Annotated in this window: 11 protein-coding genes; 3 read left to right on the top strand and 8 right to left on the bottom strand. The window is 60.6% G+C overall.

Features of this window, described 5'->3' with window-relative positions:
* The first annotated feature begins 275 nt into the window (after window positions 1–275).
* Window positions 276–1,601: a sigma 54-interacting transcriptional regulator gene (locus ACP7B3_RS03800; protein WP_426177956.1), complete on the top strand. Its 1,326-nt coding sequence runs from the start codon at window positions 276–278 to the stop codon at window positions 1,599–1,601.
* 61 nt (window positions 1,602–1,662) lie between these two features.
* Here ACP7B3_RS03800 and ACP7B3_RS03795 read toward each other — a convergent pair whose 3' ends face one another.
* The 7 genes from ACP7B3_RS03795 to ACP7B3_RS03765 all read right to left on the bottom strand — a co-directional run bounded on the left by ACP7B3_RS03795 (window position 1,663) and on the right by ACP7B3_RS03765 (window position 7,635).
* The gene (locus ACP7B3_RS03795; protein ID WP_145165703.1) at window positions 1,663–2,973 is read right to left on the bottom strand and encodes a transporter; all 1,311 of its coding nucleotides are present in this window, start codon (window positions 2,971–2,973) and stop codon (window positions 1,663–1,665) included.
* 49 nt (window positions 2,974–3,022) lie between these two features.
* Window positions 3,023–3,772, bottom strand: coding sequence for a hypothetical protein (locus tag ACP7B3_RS03790; protein WP_426177954.1), 750 nt, complete (start codon window positions 3,770–3,772; stop codon window positions 3,023–3,025).
* Window positions 3,773–3,809: 37 nt separating this feature from the next.
* Complete coding sequence (locus tag ACP7B3_RS03785) at window positions 3,810–4,487, bottom strand: C39 family peptidase (protein ID WP_426177952.1); 678 nt, start codon at window positions 4,485–4,487, stop codon at window positions 3,810–3,812.
* A gap of 62 nt (window positions 4,488–4,549) precedes the next feature.
* Complete coding sequence (locus ACP7B3_RS03780) at window positions 4,550–5,245, bottom strand: heme utilization protein (RefSeq protein WP_145165700.1); 696 nt, start codon at window positions 5,243–5,245, stop codon at window positions 4,550–4,552.
* Window positions 5,246–5,311: 66 nt separating this feature from the next.
* Window positions 5,312–5,875, bottom strand: coding sequence for an adhesin (locus tag ACP7B3_RS03775; protein ID WP_426177950.1), 564 nt, complete (start codon window positions 5,873–5,875; stop codon window positions 5,312–5,314).
* Complete coding sequence (locus tag ACP7B3_RS03770; RefSeq protein WP_145165698.1) at window positions 5,872–6,324, bottom strand: hypothetical protein; 453 nt, start codon at window positions 6,322–6,324, stop codon at window positions 5,872–5,874. The genes ACP7B3_RS03775 and ACP7B3_RS03770 overlap by 4 nt, the downstream gene beginning before the upstream one ends.
* A 315-nt stretch (window positions 6,325–6,639) precedes the next feature.
* The gene (locus ACP7B3_RS03765) at window positions 6,640–7,635 is read right to left on the bottom strand and encodes a FecR family protein (RefSeq protein WP_426177948.1); all 996 of its coding nucleotides are present in this window, start codon (window positions 7,633–7,635) and stop codon (window positions 6,640–6,642) included.
* Window positions 7,636–7,789: 154 nt separating this feature from the next.
* Between ACP7B3_RS03765 and ACP7B3_RS03760 the strand changes: the two genes are divergently transcribed.
* Entirely contained in the window at window positions 7,790–8,059 is a 270-nt protein-coding gene (locus tag ACP7B3_RS03760; RefSeq protein ID WP_106579755.1) for a PepSY domain-containing protein, read from the top strand.
* Window positions 8,060–8,078: 19 nt separating this feature from the next.
* Here the strand turns inward: ACP7B3_RS03760 and ACP7B3_RS03755 are convergent, their stop codons facing one another.
* Window positions 8,079–13,235, bottom strand: a complete 5,157-nt coding sequence (locus ACP7B3_RS03755) for a dermonecrotic toxin domain-containing protein (protein WP_426177946.1) — start codon at window positions 13,233–13,235, stop codon at window positions 8,079–8,081.
* Between the two features lie 169 nt (window positions 13,236–13,404).
* On the opposite strand from ACP7B3_RS03755, the gene ACP7B3_RS03750 reads away from it, so the two are divergent.
* Entirely contained in the window at window positions 13,405–14,442 is a 1,038-nt protein-coding gene (locus tag ACP7B3_RS03750) for an Ldh family oxidoreductase (protein WP_426177944.1), read from the top strand.
* Window positions 14,443–14,448: the final 6 nt, after the last annotated feature.

The raw sequence follows: 14,448 nt of genomic DNA, 5'->3' as shown, positions 1-14,448 counted from the left end.
TGTACTGATGCTCGACGGCGGGGTACGGGTCACATGCTAGAGCAAGAAATTTTAACTTTCCGTGATCAACGTCAGATAAGCGGCTGTTTTGAAAGCTGAATGAACGTCTCTGTGCGCGGCGATTTTTTACTTGGAAACCTTCAGCAGTGGCTTTCTGCCAACACTTATAGCGAAATGGTACAAGGCGCGCGTCAATACCTTGCTAGTGTTAGCGCCAGGCCTCACAAACCTTTGTTTCTAAATAACTTTAAGAATATTGGCGCCAAGGAATAGTCATGGTTGTTACACCTGTCCAGCGTCGTCTGCTTGTGGTCGATCCGTGTGATGACTGCCACGGACTGCTGCCCGGTCTGCGCACCGCCGGATGGGAAGTGGACAGCTGCGCCCTTGGAACCGTCGGCGATCGGTCTTGCGATGTTGGCCTGCTGCGCTTGCAGCCCTATCACCTTGAGCGCCCGGAAGCGGTCAAGGAGTTGATCAGCCGCAGCGGCACCGAGTGGATCGCGGTGCTTAGCCAGGACGTTTTGCGCCTGCAAAACGTCGGAGATTTCGTCTGCGAGTGGTTTTTCGACTTCCACACCTTGCCGTTTGACGTGGCGCGCGTGCAGGTCACGCTGGGGCGTGCGTTCGGCATGGCCCGCCTGCGTGGCAAGGGCCACACGCTGATAGATGAGCCCGGGCATGAATTGCTGGGTGACAGCCGGCCGATTCGTGAACTGCGCAAGCTTTTGGCCAAGCTGGCACCGACGGAATCGCCGGTGTTGATTCGCGGTGACAGCGGCACCGGTAAAGAGCTGGTGGCCAAGACCTTGCACCGCAAATCCCAGCGCCACGCCAAGCCGTTTGTGGCCATCAACTGCGGTGCAATTCCCGAACACCTGATTCAGTCCGAACTCTTCGGCCATGAAAAAGGTGCGTTTACCGGCGCGCATCAGCGCAAGGTCGGACGCATCGAGGCGGCTCACGGTGGCACGCTGTTTCTGGATGAAATCGGTGATTTGCCGATGGAACTGCAAGCCAACCTCTTGCGCTTTTTGCAAGAGAAGCAAATCGAACGTGTCGGCGGCAGCCAACCCATCCCCGTGGATGTAAGGGTATTGGCGGCAACCCACGTCGACCTGGAAACCGCGGTTGAGAAGGGCACCTTTCGTGAAGACCTGTATTACCGCCTGAATGTGCTGCAGGTGGTCACCGCGCCCTTGCGTGAGCGCCACGGCGATGTAGCGATGCTGGCCAACCACTTTTCACGCTTCTACAGTCAGGAAACCGGGCGCCGCCCGCGCAGCTTCAGCGAGGATGCACTGGTAGCCATGGGGCAACACCCATGGCCTGGCAACGTGCGCGAGTTGGCCAATCGCGTGCGCCGCGGCCTGGTGCTGGCCGAAGGGCGACAGATCGAAGCGGCGGACCTGGGTTTGCTGGGCGAGCAGGCAATTGCGCCACCGATGGCTACACTGGAAGATTACAAGCACCGCGCCGAACGCCAAGCGCTGTGCGATGTGCTCAATCGGCACAGCGACAACCTGAGTGTCGCAGCCCGTGTGCTGGGGATTTCCCGGCCGACGTTCTACCGATTGCTGCACAAGCACCAGATCCGCTAGGGCGGGTAAAACGAAAGCCCCGCAACGACCCTTATCGTTGCGGGGCTTTTCCTTGCGCGGCTTAAAAGTAGTACGGGAATTTCAAGCTGAACGTAAAGTCCGGCGCATCGTCCGTCATACCGATCGACAGGTTCGGCACGATGGTCAGGTTTTCTGAGGCGGCAATGGTCATGCCCACGTTGAAGTAACCGGCGTTGGCATCGCTGGACACCACCGACTGCCAGTCCTGGCCGTTTTGTTTGATCTTGCTCTTGCGCTGCACCAGGTCCGACACGGAAAATGACATGCTCATTTTCTCGTTGAGGGCGAAGGCGACCCCCAGGCCAAGTTGGAAGCTGTCGCCCAGGCTGATTTTGCCGGGGACTTTCTGGTTGACGTTAGGGCTGATATCGCCGAATGACTCTTCGAAGTTATGCGTATACGACAGCGAGCCGAACAGCACCGCCGGATCGAAGGTTTTCACCAGGGAAATGCCTGGCGTTACCGACCACACACCGTTGCCCGTCGGCAGGCTTTCCGGCACGGCAAGGTTATTGTTATTGGCTTGCTCGATCAGCTTGATGCCGTAGGGCTCCTGGCCGGTCGGGGCCTTGACGCGCACTGACACCACTGCATCCGGCAGGTTGGCGCTTTCATCCAGGAACTTGTAAGCAATGCCGAAGTTGACATCGCCGATGGTCGGGTCTCGGGTCACCGACGCTTCGGACGTGGCGTTGGAGTCGCCGTTGGCACCGCCCGACTGATAAGTCGACTCGCGGTACACCACCGGCACGTTCAAGTCGAACTGCCAGCGATTGTCCAGGTTGTAGCGCCCGGTCAGGTCCAGGGTCCAACTGTCGGATTTGATTCGGTCCAGGTTAATGTTGCCCAGGAAGATGGAGTCCAGGGCCAAAAAGCCGTTGAGGGAAAGCTGGCGAGCATCGTAGCGGGCATAGGTAAGGCCGGTTTCGAAGCTGAACTTGCCGTTACCGAAAAAGCCGCTGGCTTCGTTGTACAGGTTGCTCACGCTTTGTGCCGGGGCCGAGTCGTCCTTGAGGCTTTGCCCGTAGGAACTGCCGCCGCCGGCGCCACCCGAAGCTGCCGCCGCACCTGTGCCAGGCGTATGACCGGCCACGGTGGTGCCGCCTTTCTGGAAGTCGGCGGGGGATTTGGCCAAGCGTTTGGGGGCGGGAGTTGCGGGTTGGTCTTCTACCTGTCGTACGCGTTGTTCCAGTACGGCCAGTGCTTTTTGCTGCACTTCATAGCGTTGTTTGAGTTCCAGCAGTTCCTGCTTCAAGGTCTCAATGTCGGCATCCGGCGCGGCGTATAGCATTGATGCAGGCAAGAGCGTACTCAAGCAAACCACGGCACGTAACGATAACGATCGATGCATGAAATAAGCCGTCCCTTTCTAATGCGTAAGTGTCGTGGCTCAGCGTAGTTCAATATCCGGAGGGGCGTAGGCCTTTGAGTTGATCAAGATTAAGGTTTTGCGTGAGGTTGTTCAGACCGTTGTTGCCCAGCACCACATTGAGTTGGGTCATGTTGTTCACAAAGTTGCTGTTGCCTTGAATGACCGTGCCTTGCAGGACGTTGCCGCCGCCGATTTGCTGCACCGCATTGCCCTGGTTGTTACTGGCCTGAAGCGCCATTTGCAGCCCGCCGTTATTGGCCGTGACCGTCACCTGGCCGGCAGCGGTGCCGCCGGTGATCGGCTGGCCAGCCATCAGCGCTTGCCCTGATTGTACGTAGTTGGCAGGCGCCAGGCCGTTTTGGGTGACGTTGATGTCCACGCCGTTGCTGGCGGTGTTGCCGTCGCCCGCCGCGCGCACGCTTTGCGTCACGCCCTGGCCCGTGCCCAGGCCTGCGCCGCCGATGACCGTGCCAGTGCCTTGTGGTTGCTTGGTGACGCCGGTGCCATCATTGCCGGTCACCTGCACGTAAAACTGAGGGGTCACGGTGGCTGAGCTGACCTGCATATTGGCCGTGCCGGTAACGGTTGCACCGGCGGCATTGGTCCAGGTGCTGCTCATGACGATCCCGAAGCTGATAATCCGCCCCGGCATGACATAACGCCCACGCAGCTCGGCCATTTCCGAGTCCTTGAGTTCGATCGGCTTGAACGCCGAGGAAGCATAGGCAGGTACTGAGGCTGCCAGGCACATGACCGTCAGCCAGCTTCGAGTGTTCATCGTGTGCTCCTGGAGCATCCTGCTCCTTATTGCGCTTCTACAAGAAGTCGCTCTGGATAAAACCGAAGTCCATCAATTCACTGTCGCGTACGGGGCTGAATTCGTTCAGTTGGCTCTTGGCGGTCAGTGGGTTGGGCGGCGTGAGCAGGGCGTTGGCCTTGTCGTAGCCCTCGCCGATAACCGCGAACACAATGCCGTTCCAGCCTTTGACGAAATCGTCTTTGGCATAGCGCTTGTTACCCAGCACGGGGTCGCCGATGTACACCCAGTCGTTGTCCGCCCGTTGCAACACCACGAAATGCTTGTAGCCACGAATATCCAGCAACACCACCACCGGCACTTTCACGGTGATCAGTACTTGCGGGGTGATCCGGTAGCCCTTGGCGCGCATGTGGATGCTTTCCAGGTAGCGCTTCATGTCCAGCATCGAAAAGCCCTGGGTGCGCACCAGGTTCTGGTCGGCGTTGACCAGCATGCCCTTGATGACGTGGTCTTCATCCACGTCCATCCAATAGGCTTGGCGCAGGATGGTCGCCAGTGCGGCCGCGCCGCAGCTGAAGTCGGTTTTCTGTTCCACCAGGTTGGCGAACTTGCGCTCACGGATGCTCTCGACCTTCTTGTAGACCACCGCGCCGTTAGGCATGACCACGGCCATTTGCGCCGCCCAGGTCGGGCCGGTGAGTGCCAGCAGCAGAAGGAGGGCTCCAAAGCGCATGATCGTAGGACCTGTTGGACACTGGAAATAAAAAGGGCCTTGTTGCCAAGGCCCTGTCTGCATCAGAAGCGAGTGATTGCGACGTTGTTCTGACCTTGGTTGTTGCTGCCCGACAGAACGTTGGAGTTCGACACGCCGGAGCTGAAGTTCATCGAGTTGTTCACGCTGGCGTTGTTGACCACCGGTTTGCTGCTCCAGCCGTGGCCGCTGCTCAGGTTCTGGGTCAGGTTACCCGACACGTCCTGCACGCCGGCGACGGTTGCGGCGCCGCTGTCGCCATTACCCGAGGCGATTGCAACACTGCTGCTGCCCTGGTTGGAGGTGCCCGATGCGGCGTTCAGTTGAATCACGCCCGAAGCGTGGTTACCGCTGTCGTTGAGGGATGCGTTGTTTTTGGTGCCGCTGTTGATCACCAGGTTGCCGGTGTTCGACTGTGCGGTGCCGGTGCTGGCGAATACGAAGTCGGCGTCGCCGGATACGATGGCGACATCGTTTTTGCCTTGGTTGTTGTCGCCGCTCAGCACGTTGCCGTTGGCCACGCCGCTGATGTTGTTGTAGGAGTCATTTGCCGAAGCGTTGTTCTTGGTTTTGTCATTGAGCACCACGTTGCCGTGGTTGCTTTGACCGTCTTGGGTGGTCGCCGCTGCGGTCGTTGGCGCAGACTGTGGATGATGGTTGGGTTGACCCGCTTGAGCAGCAACAGCCATGAGCGCAGCGAGAGCGAAAGCCAGTGGTTTGAGGGCCATTGTAGTTTTCATGGTGTATCTCCTTGCTTCTATTAGTTGGTTAAGTGTTGGTACGTTCCAGCTAGCGACTCAGCTCCATCAGTTGAGTCGTAAATTCAGGGTGTTAGCCACTCGGTTCCCCACCCCGGCGCTCTGGTTGACCTGAACCACTCCACGGCTGCCGGTGAAGGCCTGGTCGCTGGTCACGACCTGGCGGCTGCCAGTGGTAGAGGTCAATCCTGAGTCGGTTGCAAGCGCAACGTTCTGTTGCGACATGACGCTGTCGTCGATGCTCTGCGGGCCAGCGCTGACGCTGATTCGCACGGCATTGATCATCTGGTTCTGGGCCCCGGCCGACTGATTGACGCTCAGTGCACCGTTGCCATTGCTGAAAGCGTTGCCCTGGATCGTCGTCCTGGCGTTCAGCGCGCGGTCGGCCGCAGCGCCGCTGATTTTTTGCGTGACGGTCACCGTTGACTGGGCGTTGTGGCCCACAGCGATCGCAACGTTGTTGCTCAACTGTTGTTGATCGCCCGCAGCCTGGTTGATCGAGACCACGCCGTTGTACTGCGTGCCCGAGCTATCGATGTTGGCGTTGTTGTTGCTGTCGGCCATCGCCGCTGTGCAACCGAGCGCCGCCAGTAGCATCCAGGTGCGATTCATTTCATCGCCCCCCCGACCATGCCGCTGATGTTGTTCAGCGGGGCGAGGCCGCTGGATATCGCACCGTTGACCGTGCCCGAAATGCCGCCGCCACTGTGGCCGGCCGCGCTGCTGGCGCCCAGGCCTGGACCGCTGCCAATCGTGTTCAAACCAGTGATGTCGCCGTTGGGCATGATGCTGCGAGTAATGCTTGAGCCGCTGCTGATGCGCCCAATGTCGTTGTCGCTGAGTTCATTGGTGGAGGCGCGCAGCACTTGCGCTGACGGGTTGGCATTGACGGTGTTGGGGTAGGGGTCGACGCCGCGTGAGCGGCCGATGACATACGGTTGAACCTGGCGCTCAATCACGATCACGCCATCACCTGCCGCGAGCACTGGAAGGCTTGCGCCGGCACTCAATACGCAGCTGATCAGCAGGAGGCTCAGTGAGCCTGAAGTGTGTGTGTCCACGGCAGTGTTCCTTATTCTTAGCGCTGACCCTAAACAGCGCTGTAAGGGAGAGAGCAGAACGCGTGCCGCTTTTGATTTGTTTTTGAAATTCAGAGGGTTGGGATCAAAGCAAGGCGAAGTGATGGCCGTGCTGTATCAGCGTTGAGACAGTGCCCCTGTGGCCGCGCATAGGCGGCCCCGCCTCAAGGCTGTCTCATGGCTGAAACAGTCGGTGTGACAGAACGATGAATCCGCTCAGCACGGGCGGTTCAGGGCACACATGTGTTTCAAAAATGGACACTCAGGGCGCAAGCGGTCCCGTTGATGCAAAGGGCATCAGCCTTTGGGGGCTTTACGTGGAATCGAATTGAGCACGGGGTTGCCGTCCTGGTTCTGGGTCAGGTAGACCGGCAAAACCTTGGGCAGGGAGGGGACGAGGTTATTGACCTCGTTGATGTTGTAGATGCCGCCGATGCGAATGGTCCCGGTGGTGGTGTCTGCCAGCATCACGGGTTTATTCAGGTAGCGGTTGATCAGTGGCAATGCATCGGCCAGCGCCAGGTTGTCGAGCACCAGTTTGCCCTGGCGCCAGGCAAGCGCGGCGTCATTGGGGCTGATCGCGGCGATTTGCGGCGTAGCATCGCCCGTGTGGTAGCTCGCCTGCATGCCCGGAGTCAGCGGCACGCTGCCATGCACGGCGTCGCTGGAAATCTGTACCGAGCCCTCAAGCAGCACTACCCGCACCTGGTCCTCGTATTTCCAGACGTTGAATTGCGTGCCCGTGACGCGCACCTGGCCGTCGCCAGCCCGCACGATGAAGGGGTGATGGCTGTCGTGAGCGACCTTGAAAAACGCTTCTCCCTTTTTCAAGGTCGCCCGACGCTCGTCCTTGTAATGGCTGTAGACCAACTCGGTGCCCAGGTTCAGCTCCACCTGGCTGCCATCGCCGAGGGTGATCTTGCGCAGGCCCTGGGTGGCTTCGAAGTGTTCATACGAGCTGGGCAACCAGCCCGCTTCCCAGCCCGTGAGGGCGGCAAGCGGCAAGGCCGCCAGGCACACGGCTGCGGCAACGGCGTAGGCGCGCAGCCGCCTGCGCGGCTTGAACGCCAGCACCGCCGGCGCCGGCTCGCTGCGTGGCAGGTGATCGGCCACGTCCCAGATTTCCAGCATGGCCGCGTATTCGAAGGCGTGCAGGGGATGGGCGTCGTGCCAATCTGCAAAAGCCTGACGTTCGCCCGCCGTGCAGTCATCGGCATGCAGGCGCATGCACCAATGCGCGGCGGCGTCGGTGATGGCGTCATATTCGGCTTCTGAAAGGGACTTTTCGCTCATTAACTCATCCTGATTTCGCACATTCTAACCTCCCGAGGCGGATGGCGAGAACAGCCATCATGGCGATTGCACATCAATTGGAACTTATTCTCGTTTGAAAACATCAGAAAACCAGAGGACATGAGTCCGTCATTCCCCCCAATGGAGTACGAAAATGCTGAAGAAAACCTTAGTCGCCCTGTGTGCAACCACCGCGCTGCTCAGCGCTGGCGCAGCCCTGGCGGATAAACCAGGCGCGGGCTGGATCACCATCGAGAAGGCCATTGAAACCGCCAAGGCCAAGGCCGGGTATGTCGAAGTCTACAGCGCCGAAGCCGATGACAAAGGCTACTGGGAAGTCAAAGGGCGCAAGTCCGATGGCGTCGTCTATGAAGCGCGTATTGATGGCGCTTCGGGCAATATCCTGCGTGACCAGAAAGACTGACGTCCTGCCGGGAGCCTGCTCAGGCTCCCGCATCCAGCGCTCGGCCCAGTTGGCAGATCAAGTAAGTCACCGAGTCGGCATTCGCCAGAATGGTGTCGATGCGTTTGTCCGGGTCGCTCATGAAGATCGCCCGGGCGTCGTTGAGCGTCCGCGCACCGGTGGTGTTCAACACTTTATTCTTCAAGGCTCGGGTCCAGGGACGGTCACCAAAATCCTCCCATTGCTCGCTGAACACATCCCAGGTCTTGAACAGCATCGTCGCCGGCGTCAAGGTTGACAGCGCCGTGTCGCGCAGGTGAGCAAGGTCCATCAACATCAACGGCGCGCCGCTGACGTGTACATTGATCAGGTCTGTAAACGGTCGCATGGTGTCCAGGTAGGCCAGGTCTTCGGTCGCGGAAATCAAGTGCGTTATCTCGTGAATCAACGTCGTCGCGCGTGCGTGCGCCGAAATGTCGAACGGGACGATCAAGCGGTTCTGATAGATGTCCATGCGTGGGTCGAAGAACCGGTCCAGCAGGTAGATCTTCTTTTCGGCGTCGTTGGGCAAGACGAAGGCGAAGGTGTCGTGTGGGCTGTACCGGTGGATACCGCTGACAAAACGCATCGAGTCGGGGGCGGTCAGGGTGGGATTGACCAGTTCATCGAGCACTTCGTCGACTCGCCGTTCAACCCTGTGCATTTGTTCAGCGGTCATCGTGATGACGCCGAACAACTCACTTAAAAAACGTCCGACCCGACTGTTCGGGGCTCTCAGCACGGCAAAATTGACGATGTTGCGCTTGCAGGTGACCGCATAGTAGGTCGCAACGTTGAGCGCTTCGTCGATACAGTGCGCCTTCCAGCTGGACAGCGCGGCGATTTCCCGCAAACCCACGGCCTCGATATTGATGGCTTCCCGCTCGGCTGCCCGGGTGGAAAGCTTGCCTGCGTAGCGGCTCAAGGTTTTTCCAAAGCGCGGGTGATGCCGGTCAAGGTCCAGCACCCACTCGCCCAGGGCGTTGCGCTGCAAATAAGGGCCTTGCTGTGCACCGTTGCTGATGCGCCAGTGCTCACCGGCTTTTTTCACGGGGTAGACTTTGCCCGCCAGCGGCACCAGGCTGAGGGCGCCGATGTCATCGTGGTACACGTGGCTGTAGGCGCTTTTTGTCAGGTCGGCCAGGGCAGTGTCGTGGTGTTCAAAGGTTTGCAGGTGCGTACGCAGCGGCGCTGTCAGGTCCTGCTCGGCCAGGCTGGTCGCGGTGGGGGCAGGGGCCTTGAGCCATTGCTCCAGCGTCGGTTGCTCCGCGGGGGTTGGCGCATCGGGCAAAACCCTCTCCAGGCTTTTGCGCAAGGTGGCCATTTCGGCCACGCCTAGCGCGAAAGTTTTCAAGGCGTGCGCCCAGCGGTGTTGCTGCAAGTCTTCGGCAGACAGTTTGAACAGTTTGTAGCTGCGCCACACCACCAGCGGGTACGTGAGTTTGCCCGCCATCAACTGCAGGGTCTTGGGGATTTTGCTGGTCAGCAGGCGGGTGATCGCCTCCCACTGTGTTTTGCCCGCAAGCGTGAACTGGCAGCTCAGCATCCGCTTCAGCATCTCGCTGTTGTCGGCAAACAGACGGTTGAGCAGGTTACCGCTGATGGGTGATGAGCCCAGACGAATCTCCGCGTTCTGCTGACGCCCATGCGGCTGCAGCAGATGGCGGTAAGTCGCCTGATGGGCCGTTTCCAGCTGACCCACGATCCACTCCTGCAAGGCCCCGGGCGTAGTGAATTCATCGAGCAGGGCGGCTTCATTCGCGTATTCCCTCAACACATGTTGGGGGCTGTAGGGCGCGTACAAAACCACAGGGCCGGAGGCGTCGGCGTGCGGGCCGATCAGGTAGCAACCCAAGGCCTTGACCAGGGCTGCACCCTCGGTGGCCATCAGTTCCAGCGGGCGAATGGTTGCCGTCACGCCGCGCACGGCGGCGCGAGCCACGGCGTCGGGCATATCCAACACCTGCCGGATAAAACTCCAGGCCGAGCCGGACAGCCGCCCATCCAGTTTTTGTTCATGGGCGTATTGCAGCAGTTGCCAGGGCAACTGCCGACAGAACAGGTGACGGCGCTGGCGTGTGTCTTCGGTTTGACCGCCCAAGTGACTGGTCAGCAATGCTTGGTAGAGGCTTTTCAAGTCCAGCTGTCGAACCAGTTGCACCACGGCATTACCGTCCAGCGTGGACGGCAGCGGCGTGGCAGTACGTGAGGTCGGGCGGATCTGCTCGGCGCGCAACGCGGGCAGGTGCCGCAGGGCGAAGTCCGTCAGCGTTTGAATGGTGCCTTCGCGTTCGATACGCGCAGGAATCAGTATGTTGTCCGGGTTGACCACCTGCCCGGGAAAGCGCGCATTGAGCAGGGTTGAAAGCGTGCTCATGACCTGTTCGCGCAAGGGCGTGATGCTGTGCAGATAGTCACGCTCGTCCGGCGCACTGAGGCGATATTGTTCAAGCAGTTCGGCATGCAGGATCTGCTCTGACGGCTGCGCCATGCCCAGCCATACCGGCAGCGCCTGCTGGTTGACCAGGGCGCGGGTAAGCGTGACAGCTCTTTGCAGGTTGGACGGCGGCGCCCGCCGGATCAGCGCGTCCATGCAGTCCTGAAAGCGTTGTACGCTCACTGGCATCGACAGCAGGTGATCAACCTCGCCCGACAGGAACTGGTTGTAGGACTGTTGACGGTTGTTGAGCAAATGATCGTCGATGCGTTGCATCGGGCCCAATTGAAGGCGTTGATGAGGCACACGCCTCGACGCCGGCAGGTTTTCGACAAGGGGCAGGCGCGCCTGCTCATCTTGCAAGCGTTGCCCCAATTCATCGCGCAAGGCCTGGATCGAATCAAACGCCTCATAGCCGCGACTCACCGTCCATAGCAGCGCCGCACCGGAATGAAGAACGTCCAGGCCGCCGCGTTCCGACAGCACAAAACAATTGGCCAGGGGCTGCAGCGCGGTCTGCGTACCGACCTTCAAGGTCAGGCCATAGGCATCCGGTATAAAGCCGTTCAGGCCGTGGCGCGTCAGCCTGTCCATGCTGTCGGCATTGAGCACGCTGCCCAGCAGCCCGAGATGAGCCGGCGGCAAAGTCTTGGACAAGCGCCTCAGCTCAGCTTCGCCACTGAGGCCCTGAAACATCGCCTGGCCAAGATGCACAGGGTGAGTGTCCACCAGCAGATGCGGCAGCGCGCGCAAGCCTTGCGTAAACGAGCTCAAGACCCGCTCGATGACCGCGTTGAACGTGGCCACGGTCAAACTCGGCACCTGGTAGGCGACGCCTTTGCGCCGCTGGTAAAACCCGCTCCGGCTGGAGCCGGTCAAGGCGTTGGCCTGCCGGGCGAGCCGCGCGATGAAGTGTTCAACCATGTTCAACGAGGTCTGCGGTGGGCGCTCTTCGCGCTCCAGTGCTGTGGTGGCGTAGGTGTTGATCTCAATAGCGTCGGCACTCAGGGCCAGGTGCCTGCTGGCCAACTCTGCCTCCAGGGCGTGGGCTGCCAGCGCGCGAAGGGGCCTGTGTTTGCTGCGTTCGAGCACCAGTGCCGCATCGACTGCGTGCAGCCGCTGCAAGTGCGCCTTGGCCTTTTCCGCGATGACCGTGCCGGGCTGGCCACTGCCCGTGGTGATGGGGTGGACGCTCCAGCGCCCTTCGGTTTCCTGCTCCATCAAACGGCTGTCGAGCAGGGTGCGCACGTCCAGCGCACTGTCGAGCAGAGCGGCCAGGTCGATACTGCCCGCGCCGCGCCGATACACGCCCAACGCATGTTCCAGGTTGTTGAACTGTTTGGCCGCGATGTCTTCGATCATCTCCTCGAAGACATTGCCGACCACAGGATGGCCCGTGACGTGCAACGGGTCCGTGCCGACAAACAGACTGCGCTCATCCAGCGAGACGAAGTTAAGCAGCTCATCTTCATGCCCGGCGGTCCTGAGCATGACCCGCAGCGTGTCGTTAAGGGCATTCATGTCCTTGAGTACCTGCAGACCGCGCGACTGAGTGTAGAGATAAGCGTGGGTGTAGCTGATCAGCAAGGTGCTGGCCAGTTCCACCGTCTGATGATAGGGCGCGTGAACGCGCACTTTTTCCACGCTCAGGCTACTGGCGTAGGTGGCGCGGGCAGCCTGGTCCGAGAGAAACAGGGCGCGCAGCGCCTGGCTTTCTTCAGTGCTCAGGATCGTATTCTGGTGTTTGAACAACAGGTCGGCGCGAAACTTGTCACTCATCACCCGGGCAAAAAACCGCAGGCGTGATTGCCCGCCGTCGAAGTCTTCGTTCCAGTAGGTCTGGAGCAGGCTGTGCAACAGGCTCGAAAGGAGGCTGCCGGTTTGTTCGACGAGGCTGTCCCAGCGTTGCTGGTCCTCGGCCAGTTGCGCCTCGGTAAACGCGCGGGTGTCATGGCCGATGTTGAAGAACGTGTGGGTCTGCCCCGAGGGCCAGGCCTGCTTGACGTAAAACTGCAGCAGCGCATCGCGCAGTGGCATCGAGGCGACCCAGCGACGGTCTGCTGCCGTCGAGGCCTGGCTGAAAAAATTAACCCGCGTATCGCTCTGGTTGAGGCCGGGAAAGCAGGTCCGCGCCATGATGGTGAGCAATGTGTCGAGCATCCAGTGCAGGCTGGGGAGCTTGCGCAACTGCTCGAGCATCGCGGCCACATTTTTTTGTTGGCCGGCCAGGATGGCCTGCTCCTGGTCTTCCATGACCGCGCCCGGGATGACGGCGGTGCTCAGCGTCAGGTGCAGATTGACCGGCAGTGCATCACGCTCGCCGATGGCCACAAACTGCAGCCACTCTTCGCGCTTGGCCGGATGTGCCAGGCGCTCCTGCACGTCAATGAGCAGGTCGGCGCGGCTGTCGAACAGCTCCAGGCCGCCATAGGGGCTGTAGAGCACGGCCTTACTGGCATCGGGTGTGGGGCTCATCATAAACGCCCCGGCCAGCACGATGGCGGGCTTGCCCTCAGCGGTGGCCAGCAGTCTTTCCACCTTCATCGGGTAGCCGTGCAGCGCCTCATTCTGGCGCGCTGCATCAGTGGCGTAGTAGAGCGTGTGCAGCCAATCGAGGTCCTTGACCGAAAACCCCAGCGCGCGCTCTCGCGCAGTCGGGGCTTTGCGTTTGACGGTCTGTAGGAACTCATCGAAAAAGTACGGCGGTGTCACGTGCGTCATGGTGTGCTCTCCTTCCACGCGGCGGTCATCAAGCGCCAAAGTAGGAGGTCGCACAGCACGCTTGGCGGTAGATAACGCAAGCGCCCGTTGACAGCAGGCACAGGAGGCGTTGTTTAATCGGCGGTCTGGATTCTTGTTGTCTCTTCCAATTATAAAATCGGAGCTACAGATGTCTGCCCAGTCCCCGCTCGTTGACAGTCCTGCAGCATTCATCGGTTTCAATGACCTGGTGGGATTGCTGCAGGCGATATTCGTCAAGCACGGCACCTCACCGCAGGTCGCCTCGATCCTGGCGCGCAATTGCGCCAGCGCCGAGCGCGACGGTGCGCACAGCCACGGCATTTTCCGCATTCCCGGTTACCTCAGCACGCTGGCCAGCGGGTGGGTCGACGGCAAGGCCACGCCCGTGGTCACGGATGTGGCGTCCGGCTTCGTGCGCGTGGATGCCGGCAACGGGTTCGCCCAGCCGGCCCTTGAAGCGGCGCGCGCGCTGTTGGTAGACAAAGCTCGCAGCGCCGGCATCGCACTGCTGGCGATTCACAACTCACATCACTTTGCCGCGCTGTGGCCGGATGTCGAGCCCTTTGCCGAAGAAGGGCTGGTGGCGTTGAGCGTGGTCAACAGCATGACCTGCGTGGTGCCCCACGGCGCCGACCGGCCGCTGTTCGGCACCAACCCCATCGCCTTCGCCGCACCGCGCGCCGACGGCTCGCCCATCGTCTTCGACCTGGCCACCAGCGCCATCGCCCACGGCGACGTGCAGATTGCCGCGCGCAAGGGCGAGCGCTTGCCGCCGGGCATGGGCGTCGACAGCCTCGGCCAGCCGACCCAGGACCCCAAAGCCGTGCTCGAAGGCGGCGCGCTGTTGCCCTTTGGCGGGCACAAGGGCTCGGCCTTGTCGATGATGGTCGAGTTGCTGGCGGCGGCGTTGACGGGAGGCAATTTCTCGTTTGAATTCAACTGGGCCGATCATCCGGGCGCGCGGACACCCTGGACCGGGCAATTGCTGATCGTCATCGACCCGAGCAAGACGGCCGGGCAAAACTTCGCCGAACGCAGCCAGGAACTGGTGCGGCAGATGCATGCGGCGGGGTTGCGGCGCTTACCGGGGGATCGACGTCACCGCACACGGGCGAAATCGCAGCAACAAGGTATTGAGCTGGAAGCCCAAGAGCTGGCGCGCTTGCAGACCTTGCTGGAGACGTAAAAAAGG

Origin of the sequence: Pseudomonas sp. TWRC1-2 (genome assembly GCF_049896685.1) — a bacterium.
In the GTDB taxonomy this organism is placed as follows: domain Bacteria; phylum Pseudomonadota; class Gammaproteobacteria; order Pseudomonadales; family Pseudomonadaceae; genus Aquipseudomonas.
This window is presented reverse-complemented; position numbering and strand designations above follow the sequence as displayed.

Bases quoted from the DNA above. Each gene is read 5' to 3' on its own strand.
- ACP7B3_RS03780 (WP_145165700.1), bottom strand. From the start codon at position 5,245: ATGAAAACTACAATGGCCCTCAAACCACTGGCTTTCGCTCTCGCTGCG.
- ACP7B3_RS03795 (WP_145165703.1), bottom strand. From the start codon at position 2,973: ATGCATCGATCGTTATCGTTACGTGCCGTGGTTTGCTTGAGTACGCTC.
- ACP7B3_RS03750 (WP_426177944.1), top strand. From the start codon at position 13,405: ATGTCTGCCCAGTCCCCGCTCGTTGACAGTCCTGCAGCATTCATCGGT.
- ACP7B3_RS03755 (WP_426177946.1), bottom strand. From the start codon at position 13,235: ATGACGCACGTGACACCGCCGTACTTTTTCGATGAGTTCCTACAGACC.
- ACP7B3_RS03785 (WP_426177952.1), bottom strand. From the start codon at position 4,487: ATGCGCTTTGGAGCCCTCCTTCTGCTGCTGGCACTCACCGGCCCGACC.
- ACP7B3_RS03790 (WP_426177954.1), bottom strand. From the start codon at position 3,772: ATGAACACTCGAAGCTGGCTGACGGTCATGTGCCTGGCAGCCTCAGTA.
- ACP7B3_RS03765 (WP_426177948.1), bottom strand. From the start codon at position 7,635: ATGAGCGAAAAGTCCCTTTCAGAAGCCGAATATGACGCCATCACCGAC.
- ACP7B3_RS03800 (WP_426177956.1), top strand. From the start codon at position 276: ATGGTTGTTACACCTGTCCAGCGTCGTCTGCTTGTGGTCGATCCGTGT.
- ACP7B3_RS03775 (WP_426177950.1), bottom strand. From the start codon at position 5,875: ATGAATCGCACCTGGATGCTACTGGCGGCGCTCGGTTGCACAGCGGCG.
- ACP7B3_RS03760 (WP_106579755.1), top strand. From the start codon at position 7,790: ATGCTGAAGAAAACCTTAGTCGCCCTGTGTGCAACCACCGCGCTGCTC.